General features: G+C 61.6%; 18 protein-coding genes. 7 read left to right on the top strand and 11 right to left on the bottom strand.

Annotated elements, in window-relative coordinates; all coding sequences use genetic code 11:
• Window positions 1–58: 58 nt before the first annotated feature.
• The 6 genes from ubiA to PAN31117_RS07570 all read right to left on the bottom strand — a co-directional run bounded on the left by ubiA (window position 59) and on the right by PAN31117_RS07570 (window position 5,284).
• On the bottom strand, window positions 59–925 hold the full coding sequence (gene ubiA / locus PAN31117_RS07595) for a 4-hydroxybenzoate octaprenyltransferase (protein WP_150737629.1): 867 nt from the start codon (window positions 923–925) through the stop codon (window positions 59–61).
• Between the two features lie 116 nt (window positions 926–1,041).
• Window positions 1,042–2,436 (bottom strand): 4Fe-4S binding protein, encoded by a 1,395-nt coding sequence (locus tag PAN31117_RS07590; protein ID WP_174990863.1) that lies wholly within the window; start codon window positions 2,434–2,436, stop codon window positions 1,042–1,044.
• 149 nt (window positions 2,437–2,585) lie between these two features.
• On the bottom strand, window positions 2,586–3,425 hold the full coding sequence (locus PAN31117_RS07585; protein WP_150737628.1) for an FTR1 family iron permease: 840 nt from the start codon (window positions 3,423–3,425) through the stop codon (window positions 2,586–2,588).
• 66 nt (window positions 3,426–3,491) lie between these two features.
• Window positions 3,492–3,815 carry a cupredoxin domain-containing protein gene (locus PAN31117_RS07580; RefSeq protein WP_150576456.1) on the bottom strand — a complete coding sequence of 108 codons (324 nt, stop codon included), beginning with the start codon at window positions 3,813–3,815 and terminating at the stop codon, window positions 3,492–3,494.
• Window positions 3,816–3,910: 95 nt separating this feature from the next.
• Window positions 3,911–4,534, bottom strand: a complete 624-nt coding sequence (locus tag PAN31117_RS07575) for an iron transporter (RefSeq protein WP_150737627.1) — start codon at window positions 4,532–4,534, stop codon at window positions 3,911–3,913.
• Between the two features lie 288 nt (window positions 4,535–4,822).
• Window positions 4,823–5,284, bottom strand: coding sequence for an Lrp/AsnC family transcriptional regulator (locus PAN31117_RS07570; RefSeq protein WP_039401071.1), 462 nt, complete (start codon window positions 5,282–5,284; stop codon window positions 4,823–4,825).
• 548 nt (window positions 5,285–5,832) lie between these two features.
• On the opposite strand from PAN31117_RS07570, the gene PAN31117_RS07565 reads away from it, so the two are divergent.
• The 4 genes from PAN31117_RS07565 to PAN31117_RS07550 all read left to right on the top strand — a co-directional run bounded on the left by PAN31117_RS07565 (window position 5,833) and on the right by PAN31117_RS07550 (window position 8,859).
• Window positions 5,833–6,636, top strand: coding sequence for an amino acid ABC transporter permease (locus PAN31117_RS07565; protein ID WP_150664438.1), 804 nt, complete (start codon window positions 5,833–5,835; stop codon window positions 6,634–6,636).
• A complete protein-coding gene (locus tag PAN31117_RS07560) occupies window positions 6,633–7,286 on the top strand; it encodes an amino acid ABC transporter permease (RefSeq protein ID WP_039401077.1) in 654 nt (217 codons plus the stop codon). The genes PAN31117_RS07565 and PAN31117_RS07560 overlap by 4 nt, the downstream gene beginning before the upstream one ends.
• Window positions 7,270–7,998, top strand: coding sequence for an amino acid ABC transporter ATP-binding protein (locus PAN31117_RS07555; protein WP_039401080.1), 729 nt, complete (start codon window positions 7,270–7,272; stop codon window positions 7,996–7,998). The genes PAN31117_RS07560 and PAN31117_RS07555 overlap by 17 nt, the downstream gene beginning before the upstream one ends.
• A gap of 63 nt (window positions 7,999–8,061) precedes the next feature.
• Window positions 8,062–8,859 (top strand): transporter substrate-binding domain-containing protein, encoded by a 798-nt coding sequence (locus PAN31117_RS07550; protein ID WP_150737626.1) that lies wholly within the window; start codon window positions 8,062–8,064, stop codon window positions 8,857–8,859.
• Window positions 8,860–8,974: 115 nt separating this feature from the next.
• On the opposite strand, the gene PAN31117_RS07545 is transcribed toward PAN31117_RS07550, so the two are convergent.
• Window positions 8,975–9,505: a DUF6622 family protein gene (locus PAN31117_RS07545; protein WP_150737625.1), complete on the bottom strand. Its 531-nt coding sequence runs from the start codon at window positions 9,503–9,505 to the stop codon at window positions 8,975–8,977.
• Window positions 9,506–9,774: 269 nt separating this feature from the next.
• Here PAN31117_RS07545 and PAN31117_RS07540 point away from each other — a divergent pair, with 269 nt between their 5' ends.
• The gene (locus tag PAN31117_RS07540) at window positions 9,775–10,194 is read left to right on the top strand and encodes a c-type cytochrome (protein WP_174990862.1); all 420 of its coding nucleotides are present in this window, start codon (window positions 9,775–9,777) and stop codon (window positions 10,192–10,194) included.
• A gap of 20 nt (window positions 10,195–10,214) precedes the next feature.
• Here the strand turns inward: PAN31117_RS07540 and PAN31117_RS07535 are convergent, their stop codons facing one another.
• Window positions 10,215–11,732 carry a SulP family inorganic anion transporter gene (locus tag PAN31117_RS07535; RefSeq protein ID WP_150737624.1) on the bottom strand — a complete coding sequence of 506 codons (1,518 nt, stop codon included), beginning with the start codon at window positions 11,730–11,732 and terminating at the stop codon, window positions 10,215–10,217.
• A gap of 371 nt (window positions 11,733–12,103) precedes the next feature.
• Entirely contained in the window at window positions 12,104–12,724 is a 621-nt protein-coding gene (locus PAN31117_RS07530; RefSeq protein WP_370855736.1) for a superoxide dismutase, read from the bottom strand.
• Between the two features lie 411 nt (window positions 12,725–13,135).
• On the opposite strand from PAN31117_RS07530, the gene PAN31117_RS07525 reads away from it, so the two are divergent.
• Together PAN31117_RS07525 and PAN31117_RS07520 are read left to right on the top strand one after the other, a co-directional pair.
• The gene (locus PAN31117_RS07525) at window positions 13,136–14,047 is read left to right on the top strand and encodes an alpha/beta fold hydrolase (protein WP_150737622.1); all 912 of its coding nucleotides are present in this window, start codon (window positions 13,136–13,138) and stop codon (window positions 14,045–14,047) included.
• A gap of 318 nt (window positions 14,048–14,365) precedes the next feature.
• Window positions 14,366–15,001 carry a hypothetical protein gene (locus tag PAN31117_RS07520; protein WP_246188953.1) on the top strand — a complete coding sequence of 212 codons (636 nt, stop codon included), beginning with the start codon at window positions 14,366–14,368 and terminating at the stop codon, window positions 14,999–15,001.
• A gap of 84 nt (window positions 15,002–15,085) precedes the next feature.
• Here PAN31117_RS07520 and PAN31117_RS07515 read toward each other — a convergent pair whose 3' ends face one another.
• Together PAN31117_RS07515 and PAN31117_RS07510 are read right to left on the bottom strand one after the other, a co-directional pair.
• Window positions 15,086–16,141: a cation diffusion facilitator family transporter gene (locus tag PAN31117_RS07515; RefSeq protein WP_150737620.1), complete on the bottom strand. Its 1,056-nt coding sequence runs from the start codon at window positions 16,139–16,141 to the stop codon at window positions 15,086–15,088.
• Window positions 16,142–16,195: 54 nt separating this feature from the next.
• Window positions 16,196–16,573: a cytochrome c gene (locus PAN31117_RS07510; protein ID WP_150737619.1), complete on the bottom strand. Its 378-nt coding sequence runs from the start codon at window positions 16,571–16,573 to the stop codon at window positions 16,196–16,198.
• Window positions 16,574–16,609: the final 36 nt, after the last annotated feature.

The following is a 16,609-nucleotide window of genomic DNA, read 5'->3' as shown; positions in this document are numbered from 1 at the left end:
GCGAGACACGAAAACGGCGCATCACGCGCCGTCTTCGTTCATGTGCGACCTGACTGTCTTACGCCGTCAGCAGATAGTGCCCGGCGATACCGGCAAAGACCGCCGCACCGAGCCAGTTGTTGTGACGGAACGCCGCGAAGCACGGCATACGCTCGCGGCCCCGAATGAGGAAGTAGTGATAGATGGCGAAGCTGACGGCAACCGCCATGCCCAGCCAGAACGGCCAGCCAAAGCCGAGGTACACGCCCACGCCCGCCTGAATGCCCAGCGCTCCCACGTAGCAGAGCATGACGGCGACCACGTCGAAGCGTCCGAACGTGATGGCCGACGTCTTGATGCCGATCTTCAGGTCGTCGTCGCGATCGACCATCGCATATTCCGTGTCGTAGGCGAGCGACCAGAACACGTTCGAGAGCAGTAGCACCCACGCGAGCACCGGCACCTGATCCTGCACGGCGGCGAACGCCATCGGAATGCCGAAGCCGAACGCCACGCCGAGATAGGCCTGCGGCAAGGCGAAAAAGCGTTTGGTGTACGGGTATGTGCCAGCCACGAACAATGCCGGAATCGACATCCACTTGGTCAAGGCGTTGAGCGGCAGGATCAGCAGGAAGCTCACGAGGGCGAGTGTGGCGGCCACGGCCACCGCCTCCCAGGCGCGAATGCGTCCCGATGTGATGGGACGCTCTTTCGTGCGTTTGACGAACTTGTCGAAGTCGCGGTCGGCGTAATCGTTGATGGCGCAACCCGCCGAGCGCATCAGAAAGGTGCCGAGCGTGAAGATCACGATCAGCACCGGGTCAGGATGTCCGTTCGACGCGATCCACAGTGCGCAGAGCGTCGGCCACAACAGCAGCACGGTGCCGATCGGCTTGTCGAGGCGAACGAGTCGAAAATACAGCGGAAGACGTTGAGCGAGCAACATGGGCGGGCGTCACACAGGAAGACTTGTGGCGCTATTGTAGGCCACGGGCCGGAGGCTCGCCAATTGGCGTTCCGGCCCCTGCGATTCGTTCGGGTTACGCCCGTCGCTCCGGACCGTTACCAGATCCAGAACATCAGCAGCCAGAGCCAGTTGACGAGCGCGAGCGCCGCCACGATACCGGCCATGCCTGCCAGACGCCGCACCATCGACGTCGCATGACGGCCCGTCACGCGCCAGCCCAGCCACAGGCTCCACAACGTGGTCACGGCGAGGATGGTGGCGCGTACGTCGTTCGCCCAGTAGATCGGCAGGTGCTCGGCCCGCAGCAGGCTGACGGTCGTCGCCGACAAGCCGATGAACACGCCCGCACCGGCAATCGGAATCAGCGACTGCACCAGATGATTGAAGCGCGACGTCTGCCACGCGCCCATCGCCCGGTTGGCCAAAGCGAAAATCAGCGTGAACGCCAGCCCCAGCACGAGACCGTTGCCGAGAATGTAGGTCACGACCATGCCGCCATCGAGCCAACTGAAAACGTCGCTCTGTTCGGGATAATTGGTGAAGACGAACCACGGCGCATTCGTCTCGAACGGCCACATGATGCCGCGGTCGATCAGCCATGTCGCCAGTTCCGTCTTGGTCGCGACGAACCACGGGTTCACCGTCCAGTGGAATGCGCCGATGGCCACACCGAGCAGACCGAAGTTGACGAGCACGCTGTCCCAGACGCTGTTGTTCTCCGTCGCACCGTACTTCACGATTTCTTCGCTCGGCGAACGGCCCGTGAGTTCGATGGCGTCACGATGCCCGGCGCAGCGGCCGCACATATGGCACTGCGCGCCGCCCTTCATATTGCGCAGCGGCACGAGCGGCGCGCAATTGATCGGGATGATCTTGTGACCCTTGGTGTTGTACGACTGACGCCAGGCGTCTTCGTTGACCTTGAAGTGGAACGGCGCAAGACGCGCCAGCAGCGCGAACACGCCGTTGACCGGGCAAAGATACTTGCACCACACGCGCTTGTCGCGTCCGTAGAAATAACCGATCACCATCGCGCCGATGGTCGAGCCCCCCAGCACCAGCAGCACCGCCTTCGGATACTGGTAGACGCTGACCATCTGGCCGTAAAGCGTGGTCCCGGCGAAGGCGACGAACGGCCAGCCGCCCCAGCGCATCCAGCGCGGGATCGCGCGACCCCGGCCATGCCGGCTTGCGAATTCGGAGAGTGTGCCTTCCGGACACAGAACACCGCACCACACGCGCCCCATCAGCACCATGCTCAGCAGCACGAACGGCCACCAGATGCCCCAGAAGGTGAACTGCGCGAAAACGGTGAGGTTGTTGAGGATGTGCGCCGTCTCGTCAGGCAACGGCATCAGGACAGGTACGCAGATCAGGAACGCATAAACCAGCACGATGACCCACTGCACGCCACGTATCAACTTGCCGTGGCGTTGCATCAAGAGGCCCAGTCGGGCCAGTCGGTTCGGGACAGTGATGGCGATGCTCATGCGTAGCTCTTGCTCGGGTCTTGCGTCGGGGGATTACCTTTGCGGAATGACGGATCTCATGTGCGGCGCGTCCGTTCAGTCCGGTGCTGCTTCAATGTGCACTAACGTGCATCGCCGGGCGGAATCGCCACCCGGCGCGCACCACCCGCTTACGCGGGCTTCACCTGCTTGGCCGGCGGTGCGCCGGCCCGCTTGAGCAGCACCCACATGAACAGCCAGTACACCGCATACACCAACAGATTCATGCCGGACGGATGCGCGCGGTAGCCGGTCAGTGTAGCCACGAGGCTACCGAACGGGCTGGCGTCATCCAGAATCGCGGAAGTATCCCACAGTTGGTCGACCAACGTCGGCACAAGCTCCAGCGAGATCAGGCGATCAAGCCCCGACTCCAGCAAACCGGCCGCAAGGAACAGCAGCATGATTTCGGTAACGCGGAAGAACAGGCGCCACGAAAAGATCTTGCCGCCCAGTTGCAGCAACCAGAACGTGACGAGCGCCAGCGCGAAGCCGATGGCTACGGCAAGCCACATCGACATCGGCACGCTGCCGCCCTGACCGAAGCCCAGACCGTACAGGAAGATGGCGGTTTCGCTGCCTTCGCGGGCAATGGCCAGCGCGACCAGCACCAGCACGCCCCACCATGTGCCCTGATCGTGATTCTTCTGTAGCGACGATTCCATGTCGCGCTTGAGCGTTCGCCCGTTGCGCTTCATCCAGAAAACCATCTGCACGATCAGCACGCAGGCCACGAGCACCATGGCAGTCTGAAAGTAATCTTGCGCGTCGCCCGAGAGCACTTCGGTGAAGCCAACGAGCGCGGCGCCCAGACCGACCGCTGCAGCGATGCCGAGCGCGACCCCCGCCCACAGATAGGGCAGGCCGCGCTTCGCACCGTGATCCGGGTTGGCCAGCCAGGCATGCAGAATGCCGACCACCAACAATGCCTCGACGCTTTCGCGCCAGACGATGAACATGACCTGACCCATCGTGTGATTCCTTTTGTAATGCGTGTACTACCGTATGACTGAAACGACGACCTTCGGCTTGCCGGCTTACTTGGCGACGATCACGCCTTGCGCCTGCTGGTGGAAGTCATCGAAAAACTTGTACTCGCCCGGTTGCAACGGGGCGATCACGACGAACGACTGCGCGCCGGGTGCAAGCACCTTTTCCTTGCGCAGTTGCAGACTTTCAAACTCGACGGCATTCGTTCCGGTGTTGTGCACCTCGATCTTGATACGCTTGCCGGCCGGCACTTCGATACGTGCCGGATTGAGTTTCCCGTTGTTCATTTCCAGCTTGAAGGTGGGCAGGTCGTCGGCACGCGCGGTCTGCGCTGCGCCCAATCCGAACAAGGTCACCACCACGGCCGCCATCGTGGCCAACAGGCGCGCGATGCGCTGATTCATCCTTCTGCTCCAAATGAAAACAGCGCTGGTCGGCTGACCAACGCTGCATCAGGTATCCCGGCTTAGTAGCCGCCCTTCTTGCCAATGCCCGAGAACGTGAAATCGACCGTCTTCGTGATCGGCTTGAACCACGGACCCACGCCGGTTTCCTTGTCAACGTGACGGCCGAAGCACCACGGGCCCATGCCTCCATGCGCTGCGTGGGCGCCAGCTGCCGGCGTGGCGCCCATCTTGCAACCGAACTCTTGCAGCGTGCCCGGTGCGTTCACGACCATCGTCAGCTGATACTTGCCGATGCCCGTCAGCTTCACGTTGTCGCCATAGTGCGGACCGTCGCTCGCGACCATCGGCATCATCAGACCTTCGACCGCTGCGCCGTCCGGCGTCTTGCCGTCCGCCTTCATCTTCTGAAGCTTGTACGTGATTTCCAGACCCGGGATCCAGTCGCCTTCGGCGTAACCGTTCGGGTTGTTCTTGATCGCGTGAATATCGGCTTCCAGGTGGATGTCCGACTTCGCAGCGTCGCGCATCATGCCGGCCGGCTCCATCGTGATCGGCTGGAGGTACACGGTGTTAATTTCCATGCCCGCTGTATTGAGCGGTTTGCCGATCGGGAATTCGGCGGCCTGAGCCATGGTGGCCGCACCGGCAAGCAGCACCGCTGCCACGAGGGATTTCACGCGCATACACACTCCAATGTTTTGTCGAGAAGTTAATGCAAACAATTCTCAATAAGTTTAGCACTATCGCCACGGGCAGACAAACCGGCGATGTCAACGAAACTCGGGGAGAAGCGGGAAAAATGCGGGGATTTTGAGGGTTGCATGAGTCCCGGCGGGGGTGCCCGGCGATTCTTAGCATCCGGTTACGGAAAATTACCTAATGGCCGGTGACGCGCCATTACCACGTCGATCGGCCACGCGGCCGACACCTTAACCGTCGATTGTTAGTAAAGAATTAGGGACGGAGGCCTTTCAGGGCAGCACCCCACCCCGATCGATCTTGCGCGCGAGCACCACCGACGTCGTGGTCCGGGTCACGCCGTCGATCTCGCCAATGATGTCGAGCAAGGCGTCGAGCTGATCGGCCGACGCGGCATGCAGCCACGCCACGTAGTCGAACTCCCCGCTCACGGAACACAGCAGATGGATCTCGGGCATCTTGTTGAGGCGTCGCAGTACATCGCGCCCCGAGCGCGGTTGGACACTGATGCTCACGCAGGCTTGCAGACCGCCGCCAATGGCGTCCTGCCCCAGCCGCACTGTGTAACCGGCGATGACGCCCGCCTGCTCCAGCCGCCCCAGCCGGGCGACTACGGTGGTGCGCGCCACGCCAAGACGTCGCGCCAGATTCGCCGTGCTTTCACGGGCATTCACCCGCAGCAGCGCGAGCAGATTGCGGTCGAGTTCGTCGAGCGCCGTCGCGGAGAGCGTCATCGAGCCTCTCTAGAACGGGAGCCAGCGGGCAGCACGAGCGGCTTTCTCTCTGTCATGGTCGTGATATCGAGCGGGACGTGCGGGCAGTGAACCGTCAAACAAGGATTGGCGAACGCGCGTCGATGCCCCCTCAAGGACCATCGATCTGCGCTTGCGGCGATGCGAGATTATAGAGCGGTGCCGCTGTGCAATGCGGCAACCCTGCCCTCATGCCCGGCAATATCACCCTCCATGTGCGCCCCAAGAGATACGATGACAGGGGTTTCAGCGCGCCCGCCGTCAACCCGACGTTGAGGGCACTTCACGCAACCTGCGATGCCCCGCCACACCGTCGAAAACAGCCTTTAACCCTAGTCCTATCAAGGCAATAGCCAAGGGTATCCCCCCAAGGGATGGCTATTGACAACGCCGATGGGCGATGCGCAAAATCACATCACTTATATGACGACGTACAAGAAAGACCCACCAAGGCTGCTGCGAATGTCATAACCGCAACGATGGCTGCCTGGCGCGTCGGCCCCGAACGTCACCGGAGACAGGCGTTTGCCATGCATTTTTCGTTGAATTTCGCCCCGCTGGTTCCTTACTGGCCGGTTTTCCTTGAAGGCGCGTGGCTCACGCTGAAGATGACCGTCTTCTCGGTCGTTATCGGCACCGTGCTGGGCACGCTGGTCGCTTTCGCCAAACGCAGTCCCAACCGTCTGCTGTCGCGTGTGTGCGGCATCTACATCGAGTCGGTCCGCAACACGCCGTTCCTCGTTCAGATATTCCTGCTGTACTTCGGTCTCGCCAGCATCGGTGTGCATCTGCCGACATTCACGGCGTCGGTGCTCGCCATGGTGATCAACATCGGCGCCTATGCGGCCGAGATCATTCGCGCCGGTCTCGAATCGGTGCCGCGCGGTCAGATCGAAGCGGCCGAGTGTCTGGGACTTTCGAAGTGGCGCATTGCGTGGCACGTGATGCTTCAGCCGTCCATCGAGAAGGTGTACCCGTCGCTCACGACCCAGTTCATTCTGATGATGCAGGCGTCGGCCATTGCGTCGCAGATCTCGGCCGAAGAACTCACCGCCGTGGCCAACACGGTGCAATCGGACACGTTCCGCTCGCTCGAGACGTACATCGTCGTGGCTGCGCTCTATCTGGCGCTGTCGCTGCTCGTGAAGCTCGTGGCGTGGGCGGCTGGCGAGTACTTCTTCAAGCGCCGCCGCACCGTGCGACGCGCCGCCGCGCAAACCGCTCAGGCCGCCCGTCGCCGCGCTGCCGCCTCGCGTGCAGCGGGGGCTGCCAGCGCAGCGCAGAACGCCTCCGGTACATCGGCGGGCAACACCGCGCAACGGAGCGCTTCATGATCGGCAATTTCTCGTTCACCTATCTCGGGTACATGGTGCAGTCCATCGGCTGGACGCTGGTGCTCTCTGCCCTGGCCTTCGTGCTCGGCATGGCCGGTGGTTTTCTGGTGATGCTCGGACGCATCTCGCCGCGCCGCTGGCTGCGTTTGCCCACGCAAGTGTTCATCGAAGCGATTCAGGGCATTCCGCTGCTGATTCTGCTGTTCATCGTCTACTTCGGTCTGTCGGTGTACGGCTTCGAGCTGCCCTCGATCGTGGCCGCCGCCCTCGCGCTGATGGTCTACACGAGTGCTTATCTGGGCGACATCTGGCGCGGTTGCGTCGAAGCCATGCCGCGTGCGCAATGGGAAGCGGCGGAGTGCCTGTCGTTCACCCGCTGGCAGACGCTGCGCCTCGTGATTATTCCGCAGGCGGTGCGTCTGTCGCTGCCGCCGACCATCGGTTTTCTGGTGCAGATCATCAAGATGACGTCGCTCGCCTCGGTCATCGGTTTCGTCGAGCTGACCCGCGCCGGACAGATCATCAACAACTCGATTTTCCAGCCCTTCCTCGTGTTCTCGCTGGTGGGGGTGTTTTATTTCGTGCTGTGCTACCCACTCTCCCGCTGGAGCGCATCACTGGAGGACAGGCTCAATGTCGGCAATCGTTAAGGTCAATGAAATTCACAAGCGCTTCGGCGATAACCCGGTACTCAAGGGCGTGTCGTTCGAAGTGGAGCGCGGTCAGATGGTCGCCATCATCGGCGCCAGTGGCTCGGGAAAAAGTACGGCCTTGCGTTGTATCGATCGTCTGGAAACCATCGACGAAGGCTCCATCGAAGTGTGCGGCATTCGTGTGGAAGATCCGTCCATCGATTTGCATCAACTGCGTCGCGAAGTCGGCATCGTCTTCCAGAGCTACAACCTGTTTCCGCACCTGAGCGTACGCGAGAACATCATGCTGGCGCTGCGCCACGTGAAGCGCATGGCGCGCAGCGAAGCCGAGGAAGTCGCCAAGCGCGTGCTCGCGCAGGTCGGTCTTTCGGACAAGGCTGATAGCTATCCCGAGCAACTCTCGGGCGGACAGCAACAGCGCGTGGCGATTGCCCGCTCGCTCGCCATGTCGCCGAAGGTCATGCTATTCGATGAAGTGACGTCCGCACTCGATCCGCAGCTCACCGGCGAAGTGCTGCGCGTGATGGAAGACCTCGCGGCAGACGGCATGACGATGTTGCTCGTCACGCACGAAATGGCGTTTGCCAAGCGGGTGGCCGACCAGATCATCTACATGCATCAGGGCAAGGTCTGGGAGGTCGGCCCCGGCGAGATGCTCGACAACCCGAAGACCCCCGAACTGCGCGCGTTCCTCGCGAACGGTCTGTAAGCGGCCCACCGGAGCCCGTCAGTCCACATTGCAAGACAACAATCACCCGAAGGAGACCATTGCATGAAACTCAAGACGTTCTTCACCCAGGTCTGCGCCGCCGTTGCGCTCGGCGCGATGGCCCACGCAGCGCTTGCCGATCAGCTCGACGACATCAAGAAGGCGGGCAAGATTCGCGTGGCCATCGCCATGGGAACGCCGCTTTACTCGTACGCCGACGCCAACCTGAAGCCGGTCGGCTCGGACGTCGAGACGGCTGAGCTGCTCGCGAAGGACCTGGGCGTGAAGCTCGATATCGTGTCCGTGACGAACGCCGCACGCGTGCCGACGCTGCAAGCGAACCGCGCCGATCTCGTGGTGGCCGATCTGTCGATCACGCCGGAACGTGCGCAAGTCGTGGACTTCTCCGTGCCGTACGCCGTGATCTCGATCATCGTGGGTGGACCGAAGAGCATGAACATCAAAAGCTACGCCGATCTGGACGGCAAGCGCATCGGCCTCACGCGCGCGACCGTCAACGACACGCTGACCACGGCGAACGCCAAGGGCGCACAGATCGTGCGTTACGAAGACGACGCCACGCTGATCACGTCGATGGTGACGGGTCAGGTCGACATCTTCTCCAGTACGCCGTCGAACCTCGGCGAAATGCAGAAGCGTGCACCGGCGAAGAACCTCGAACTGAAGTTCGCGCAGAAGGAATTCGATCTGGGCATCGCGCTGAACAAGAACCAACCGGCGCTCAAGGACTGGGTCAACAACTGGGTCAAGACCAATCTGAAGAACGGCAAGCTCAACGAGATCTACAAGAAGTACCACGGCCGCGATCTGCCGGACAGCGTGACCAAGGGCGCGGCTTGAGGCTCACGGCACACGTCACACTCGCAGCACAGTCGGGCCGATAGCGCATTGCGACGGGCCGTCCTTGCCTCGGCAGGGACGGCCCTTTCATTTCCTGTACGGGCGCATCGCGCGTTCAGGAGGCCATCGATGGCGAGTCGGGCAGTCCGTCACCGCGCCCCCTGCGCACGGCGCGGCCGATGGCGAGCATGCGCCCGAGGAAGATGCCACTGAACGTGCCGTACATCAGACAGACCCACGCCGAGAAGCCGCCGTGCGTCATCAGCTCAGGGTGAATCGCCACCGCGACCGCCACCGTGAACTTCGCCGCAAAGATCGAGAGCATCCACACAAGCGGCAGCCAACTGCCCGGCAAGTGCACGCGACGCGTCTCCGGGTCCCAGCGAACGTTGCCCCACCATCCCAGCGCGGCACGCAGCGCGAAGGTGATCACCACGGCACTGCACCACGCGATCAGCGCGGGAACATTCGTCGCGAAGGTGCTGACGACGCCGAATATCGAGAACGCGGTCATGGCGAGTGGCATTGTCAGCGCTTGCCAGACCGTCTTTTGACGTGGCCGCGTTGCCAACACGCCCAGCGCGATAAGCGCGACAAGGAGTCCCCAGACCCAGACCGGAACATGCGAGAGGAAGGCGGATGACATCGGGAGACTCCACGAGACGAGAGCTGGCTGGCAGCGACGAGCGCAGCATCGCACTGTCCCGGCCAGACGGCGACGCCGCTGCGACAAGCAGCGGCCCGCTGTCGCGAACGGTTGGCTTCGCGGCGCGAATGATCGCCTGTCGCTCTCGACACGCGCGACACGATGCCGCACCGCGCCCCTTTTGATTTACTGGCAGCGGTTCACGGAAAGGGGTAAGTTAGCGGCTTGCATTCGTCACCACTTCGTCTCACTTCGCCTTACTCAACCCAATGACCGTGCACGCTTGCCGCCCTACCCTATCGCTCTCGTTCACCGCACGCCTGCGCGGCAGTCTCTTCGCGCTGACGCTGGCCGCCGGCACGACGCCCGCCATCGCGGCGGGAGATATCGAAGCGGGCAAGGCGCTGTTCGCTTCGCGTTGCGCGTCCTGTCATTCGGTCGGCCCGATGGCAGCCTCAGGCTTCGGCCCGCAACTCAACGGACTGGCGACCCGTCGCGCAGGCAGTCTCGCGGACTTCGATTACTCGAAGGAGATGAAGCAATCCGGCCTCGTGTGGAACGACAAGACCCTCGCCGCCTTCATCGCCAATCCCGGCAAAACCGTGCCGGGCACCAAGATGCGCTTCTGGGGCATCGGCAACGAACGCAAGGTCGCCGACCTGATCGCGTACCTTTACACGTTCAAATGACGCAGACGCTGAGCGGCGCGTCAGGCCTCGGCGAGACTCACGCCTGCTCGCTCAAGCATGTGTTGACTGCGTGAAGAAAGATTGACGAAACGCAGGTTCTTGCCAGCCTTCCTATAGCGCTCACGCAGCGTCTCGAATGCCACGATGGCCGAGTGATCGGCCACATGCAGATGGCGGCAATCGATCACGACGTCATGCGCATCCGACAGCGGCCGGAACAGATCTTTAAAGTTGGCCGTCGACGCGAAGAACAGCGTGCCGTGCAGGACATACGTGCGTGTACCGGCCGCTTTGCCATCGGCACCTTCAGGACCGTCCACCCCCTCCACCACTTCGGCGCGAATCTCGCGCGCATGCTGCCAGGCGAAGTTCAGCGCCGCGATCACGATGCCGCACATCACCGCCACCGCCAGATCGGTGAAGACGGTGATGACCGTCACCGCGAGGATCACCAGCGCGTCGTTACGCGGCACCTTGCCCAGCACGCGCAGCGATCCCCATGCGAAGGTCTGCTGCGCGACGACGAACATCACGCCAACGAGTGCCGCGAGTGGAATTCGCTCGATGAGCGGCGACAGGAACAACACGAACAGCAGGATCATGATGCCCGCCGTCGCCCCTGACACACGGGTGCGTCCACCCGAGCTGAGGTTGATCATCGTCTGCCCGATCATCGCGCAACCGCCCATGCCGCCAAACATCCCCGAGACGACGTTCGATACGCCGAGCGCGAGGCATTCGCGATTGGGGCGTCCGCGCGTTTGCGTGATGTCGTCGGTGAGGTTGAACGTCAGCAGCGTCTCCAGCAAGCCCACGATGGACATTAGTAATGCGTACGGGAAGACGATGCGAAGCGTCTCCAGCGTGAAGGGCACTTGCGGCAGATGCAGGGTAGGAAACGCGCCCGCGATGTGGGCCATGTCGCCGAGCGTGCGCGTCGGCAGGTTCAGCAGTTGGCTGAGCACCCCCACACCGACGATGGCCACGAGCGCGGGCGGCACGGCCTTCGTAAGGCGCGGAAGTCCGTAGACGATCAGCATCGTAAGCGCGACCAGCGCACACATGATCGCGAGCGGCGCGCCGTGCAACCACACGGTGCCCTGCGGCGTTGCCTGCTTGAAATGTTCGAGCTGCGCCATCGCGATGATGATTGCGAGCCCGTTCACGAAGCCGATCATCACCGGATGCGGCACCATGCGAATCAGCTTACCGAGCCGTAGCAGGCCGAACAGCATCATCAGCAACCCACCGAGCACCACGGTTGCAAGCAGGTACTGCACTCCGTGCTCGACGACGAGTGCGACGATCACCACGGCCATCGATCCGGCCGCACCGGAGATCATGCCGGGACGTCCACCGAAGATGGCAGTGAGTGCACAGATGATGAAAGCGCCGTAAAGGCCCATCAGCGGGTTGACTTGTGCGACCAGCGCGAAGGCGATGCACTCGGGCACCAGCGCAAAGGCGGTGGTGAGCCCGGCAAGCACGTTACCGGGGAGGTTCGGGAGCCACTGTTCCCGAAGCGTTTGAGACTTCATGAATGACGTTAAAGCGCGGATGCAGCGAATTGCAGCGGAGGCGCATTTTACCAGCCGGGCGATTCTCGCCTTGAGGGGCGTGTCGCGTGAAGCCTTTGAAGCGCACTTGTATTTATCTCAGTTTCGCCGTGAGGCCGTAACTCGGATACTTCATTCAACGGCTCACGCAACACCGCAACGAGCCCTACCCAAGGAGAAACACTATGCCGATCATCCCGCTGCTCATCGAAGGTTACAGCTATGTTTCCGGTCTGCTCTCGAACATCGGACCATTCTTCCACTGAGTTGCCCGCCGCAAATGGAGAAAGCCCTGACACGTCAGGGCTCTCTTTATTTGCGACGGATGAATCGCGCGCGGTTGAAAACCGGTCTCAGATCCGCGCGTAGTTGGCCGATGCGAAAGTCCAGTTCAACTTCTTCGCAATCGTCTCCGCCAGATAGTCGGGACGGCGATTCTGGTAGTCGAGGTAATACGCATGCTCCCAGACATCGACCGTCAGCAACGGCAGTTGTCCGCTGCGTGTGAACGGCGTCTCGGCGTTACCCGTCTTCACGACAGCCAGTTCGCCCTTGTCGACGACGAGCCATCCCCAGCCGCTACCGAACTGCGACGCGCTGACCGACAGCAATTGCTTCGACAGCGCCTCCAACGAACCGAACTTGCCGACGATGGCACGGGTGAGGCGCTCGTCCGGCGAGGTTTGCACGGGGCTGAGCGACTTCCAGTAGAAGTTGTGATTCCACGCTTGTGCGGCGTTGTTGAAGACGTCCTCCATATCCTCGCGGCCGTGCGACTTCAGGATGAGCTGTTCGAGCGTTGCGGTGGCGAGCGGCGTGTCGGCGAGTAACTTGTGCAGATTCGTGAAGTACGCCTGGTGATGCTTGCCGTAGTGAATGCCGACGGTGCGCGCCGAGATCACGGGCTCCAGCGCGTCCTGCGCGTAGGGCAGATTCGGCAGCGATTGCGGCGAGGCGCCCAGATAGGCGAGCAGCGCCGACTCGTCGAGCGTCTTGCTTTGCGGCTTGGTGGTCTTCTGCGAAGGCGTCTGGGCAAAACCAAGATTCGACATGACGAGTGCGGCGCCGCCGAGCGAACCGCTGGCGAGCATCTGACGGCGGGACAGGAGCGTGTTGGACATAGTCATTTCCAGTTCGTTTGGGGGGATCGAGAGCGGGGTTGCGAGCGCCGTCTCACTCACATAACGCCGAAGGACCGCGACTTATTCCATCCATTGGAAAAGAAACCCCGTGGCGACCCGCTACCGGCGCGGACTTCGCACAATCAAAATAAAGTGTGAGAACATCCGCGCCATCCGCATCATCGGCACCACTGGCACCACTGGCACCACTGGCACTACCCGCACCTGCAGCAGATCGATCCGATCCATCCACGGGAGTCAGAAATGCGAAAGTTGCTTTCATTTGTGTTGTTGCTTGCGTCCCTCCATGCCTTACCGGCGTTCGCCGACAAATTCTCGTTTCCCCCTGAATTCAAACAGCAGACCATCGCCACCAACGGCGCGAAGATCTACGTGCGCGTCGGCGGGCACGGACCGGCGGTCGTGCTGCTGCATGGTTTCGGAGAGACGGGCGACATGTGGGCACCGTTGGCTGCACGGCTGGCGAAGACCCACACCGTCGTCGTACCCGATCTCCGCGGCATGGGCTTGTCCGACCATCCGGCGAACGGTTACGACAAGAAGAACGAAGCGCGAGATATCGCAGGCGTTCTGGATACGCTCAAGATTGGCAAAGTGGATGTCGTCGCGCACGACATCGGCAATATGGTGGCGTATGCCTTTGCCGCCGAGCAGCCCGACCGCGTGACGAAGCTGGTGCTGATGGACGCGCCGATTCCCGGCGTCGGCCCGTGGGAAGACATCCTGAAGAATCCACTGCTTTGGCACTTCCGGTTTGGCGGCCCCGATATGGAGCGTCTCGTGAAAGGACGCGAACGCATTTACCTCGACCGCTTCTGGAATGAGTTTTCGGCAGATCCGAAGCATTTCGATGAAGCGTCGCGTCGGCATTACACGCGCTTCTATGCCCTGCCCGGTGCGATGCATTCCGGCTTCGAGCAATTTCACGCCTTCGATCAGGACGCCATCGACAACAAGGCCTACCTCGCCAAAGGACCGCTCCCCATGCCGGTGCTGGCCATCGGCGGCGAGAAGTCTTTTGCCACGATGATGGCGACAGTCGCGAGTGCTGCCGCGACCAACGTCAAAAGCGCAGTCATACCGAATGCCGGACATTGGCTGATGGAAGAGCAACCGGACGCGACGATGACGGCGATTACCGAGTTTCTTCAGTAAGCGTCTTTGGACTGCGTCACCGATGCTGGCACAACACGCATGAGTGACGCAGTCCCGAACGGCCATGTTGCACCCCCACAACGTATCCTCACAGCCAATCAGACTGTCATGGACAGCATGCTAGGATCGCGCCACAAAATCAGAACGTCACCTGAAACAGGGACGCAAGATCACGCCGGGGAAGTAGTGAAGTCTGTCCATCGATCATCGCAGGCACGTCAACGTGTTGCACCGTCGGACGACGGTCGCCGATAAACACCGCCTCCTCGACGTCCGTCTCACTCATTTTGAAAGTTAAGCAACATGAATTGCAAGGCAATGGCTTTTGCCGTGGCGATGCTCGCATGTGCATCGCACGCGCAAGCCATCGAGGCGTATGGCGCGGTAGGTACGGAAGGTCTCGGCATTGGCGTAGGTGTCGGGGTGACGAATCACCTTGGGGTGCGCGCCGATGTGAACGGTCTGGCGCTGTCGCATAGCTTCACGGCGGGTCAGGTTCGCTACGACGGCAAGGCGCGATTCGTTCACGGGGGCGTCTACGCCGACTTCTTCCCCGCACCCGCGACGGTTCCTTTCCGTCTGACGGCAGGGATGCTGGTCGGCAACGACCATGTCGATCTCGTCGGCCATGCGGTGCAAAGCACGTACGTCTATCGGGGCGTCGCGTATTCGACCGCAGGCCAATCGGTGAACGGGCGCATCAAGTTGCCGACCGTGCGACCGTATGTCGGTATCGGCTTCGGTCATAGCCCGCTGGCCACGCCGGGCTGGTCGATGTCGTTCGACGCCGGTGTCGCCTACGGCAAGCCGACCGTCGAACTCGACGTGCCGCCTCTGATCACGGCTATCGTCGGACAGGCTACTGTCGACGACCAGCGTCAGCAGCTTCAGGACAAGGCCAACAAGCTCAAGTTCTACCCGATCGTGAAAGTCGGTGTGACGTACAAGTGGTAACAGACGTCACGGAAAACGCTGGGGGCATTGCAGGTCCGCGCGCAGCGTAAAGCGCGCTCGGGTCGCTGCCCCGCATTGTTTCGATCAGTGCGAGTGGCCGTGATCCTCGTGGGAGGACTTGGCAGGCGATGGGGACGATGAGGACGAAGTGGCTGATGCACCGTCGCAATCCGCACCGCTGTGGCCATCGGCACATGCCGCGTCTTCGATCTGAATCGTGGCGTGCTCGACGTTGAAGCGTGTAGCGAGACGCTGCTGCACGGCGGCCATGGCGTCGCGCGCACTCACCCCGGGCGCGGGCACGGCGTGCAGCGTGATCATGTGGCGCTCGCCGGTGATCGACCACGCGTGAATGTGATGCACACCCTGCACTTCCACCACGGTCGTCTCCAGATCCGCTTTGATCTCCGTCGGGTTGAGCGAATCGGGTGTGCCTTCGAGCAGGATATGCGCGGAGGACTTTACGATGCCCCACGCGCTTTTCAGGATGATCACGGCGACAACGATCGACAGTATCGGATCGATGGATGTCCAGCCCGTGAGAAGAATCACCGCAGCCGCGACGATGGCCGCCGCCGAACCAAGCATGTCGCCCATCACGTGCAGCCACGCGCCGCGCATGTTGAGGTTTTCTCGATTGCCCCCGTGCAGGACCATGAAGGCGGCAATATTGGCGAGCAGTCCGGCGAACGCGACAATCAGCATGGTCATGCCGACGACCGGCACCGGCGCGGCGAAGCGTCGTATCGCTTCGATCACGATCCATGCCGCGATGACGAAAAGCGCGCAGCCGTTCACGAATGCAGCCAGGACTTCGAGACGTTTGTACCCGTAGGTCAGTTGCAACGTCGCGGGACGTTTTCCGTAGTGAATCGCGATCCAACTGAAGGCAAGCGCTGCGGCGTCGCTGACCATGTGCCCGGCGTCGGCCAGCAGCGCGAGCGAGCCGGACAACAAACCGCCGACGACCTCGACGACCATGAAGATCGCAATGATGACGAATGCGATTCCGATCCGCTTCTGATCGGTAACGCCACTGGTGTGGCTATGTCCGGCGTGACTGTGCGCGGCGTGGCTGTGTGAGTGAGCGTGCCCGTGGTGATGCCCATGATCATGAGCGTCGTTCGGTGAGTGCGGCATGGCAGACCTCGCGTCGAGATGAGAGGATTTTAATCCTGAGGCGGGGTGGGACGCTCATCGCCCGTTCGAGATCACGCCGGTCATGTATTGATGCAGATCGCGAAAATCCTGAACACGCCACGCGTACGGTGCCAGCTTCACCCCGTTTTCGCGCAGCGTTTTTGGTATCAGATCGCCATTCGGGCGAAGAATGACCGATGAGACGATCACGCCCGGATAGTCCCGGAGCCGCTTCTTGAATGCAGCGGTTGTCAGGTCAGGCGTGGGTGGATTGCTCTTGTTGGCTAACGGCCCGGATCCTTTGATATCGACGCCGTGGCACATGGCACATCGCTGGGTGTACAGATTTTTACCATTCGCAATATCGGCGAACGTCGGTGATGCTTGCAGCAGCGTTGGAATCGCAAACAAAGCGACGATTGTTTTCTTCATTTTTGTGGTGTGAATTTGATTGCTTAGAGCGCGGTT

This window comes from Pandoraea anapnoica (assembly GCF_902459765.1).
GTDB lineage: Bacteria > Pseudomonadota > Gammaproteobacteria > Burkholderiales > Burkholderiaceae > Pandoraea > Pandoraea anapnoica.
This window is presented reverse-complemented; position numbering and strand designations above follow the sequence as displayed.

Bases quoted from the DNA above. Each gene is read 5' to 3' on its own strand.
- ubiA (WP_150737629.1), bottom strand. From the start codon at position 925: ATGTTGCTCGCTCAACGTCTTCCGCTGTATTTTCGACTCGTTCGCCTC.
- PAN31117_RS07590 (WP_174990863.1), bottom strand. From the start codon at position 2,436: ATGAGCATCGCCATCACTGTCCCGAACCGACTGGCCCGACTGGGCCTC.
- PAN31117_RS07585 (WP_150737628.1), bottom strand. From the start codon at position 3,425: ATGGGTCAGGTCATGTTCATCGTCTGGCGCGAAAGCGTCGAGGCATTG.
- PAN31117_RS07580 (WP_150576456.1), bottom strand. From the start codon at position 3,815: ATGGCGGCCGTGGTGGTGACCTTGTTCGGATTGGGCGCAGCGCAGACC.
- PAN31117_RS07575 (WP_150737627.1), bottom strand. From the start codon at position 4,534: ATGCGCGTGAAATCCCTCGTGGCAGCGGTGCTGCTTGCCGGTGCGGCC.
- PAN31117_RS07570 (WP_039401071.1), bottom strand. From the start codon at position 5,284: ATGACGCTCTCCGCGACGGCGCTCGACGAACTCGACCGCAATCTGCTC.
- PAN31117_RS07565 (WP_150664438.1), top strand. From the start codon at position 5,833: ATGCATTTTTCGTTGAATTTCGCCCCGCTGGTTCCTTACTGGCCGGTT.
- PAN31117_RS07560 (WP_039401077.1), top strand. From the start codon at position 6,633: ATGATCGGCAATTTCTCGTTCACCTATCTCGGGTACATGGTGCAGTCC.
- PAN31117_RS07555 (WP_039401080.1), top strand. From the start codon at position 7,270: ATGTCGGCAATCGTTAAGGTCAATGAAATTCACAAGCGCTTCGGCGAT.
- PAN31117_RS07550 (WP_150737626.1), top strand. From the start codon at position 8,062: ATGAAACTCAAGACGTTCTTCACCCAGGTCTGCGCCGCCGTTGCGCTC.
- PAN31117_RS07545 (WP_150737625.1), bottom strand. From the start codon at position 9,505: ATGTCATCCGCCTTCCTCTCGCATGTTCCGGTCTGGGTCTGGGGACTC.
- PAN31117_RS07540 (WP_174990862.1), top strand. From the start codon at position 9,775: ATGACCGTGCACGCTTGCCGCCCTACCCTATCGCTCTCGTTCACCGCA.
- PAN31117_RS07535 (WP_150737624.1), bottom strand. From the start codon at position 11,732: ATGAAGTCTCAAACGCTTCGGGAACAGTGGCTCCCGAACCTCCCCGGT.
- PAN31117_RS07525 (WP_150737622.1), top strand. From the start codon at position 13,136: ATGCGAAAGTTGCTTTCATTTGTGTTGTTGCTTGCGTCCCTCCATGCC.
- PAN31117_RS07520 (WP_246188953.1), top strand. From the start codon at position 14,366: ATGGCTTTTGCCGTGGCGATGCTCGCATGTGCATCGCACGCGCAAGCC.
- PAN31117_RS07515 (WP_150737620.1), bottom strand. From the start codon at position 16,141: ATGCCGCACTCACCGAACGACGCTCATGATCATGGGCATCACCACGGG.
- PAN31117_RS07510 (WP_150737619.1), bottom strand. From the start codon at position 16,573: ATGAAGAAAACAATCGTCGCTTTGTTTGCGATTCCAACGCTGCTGCAA.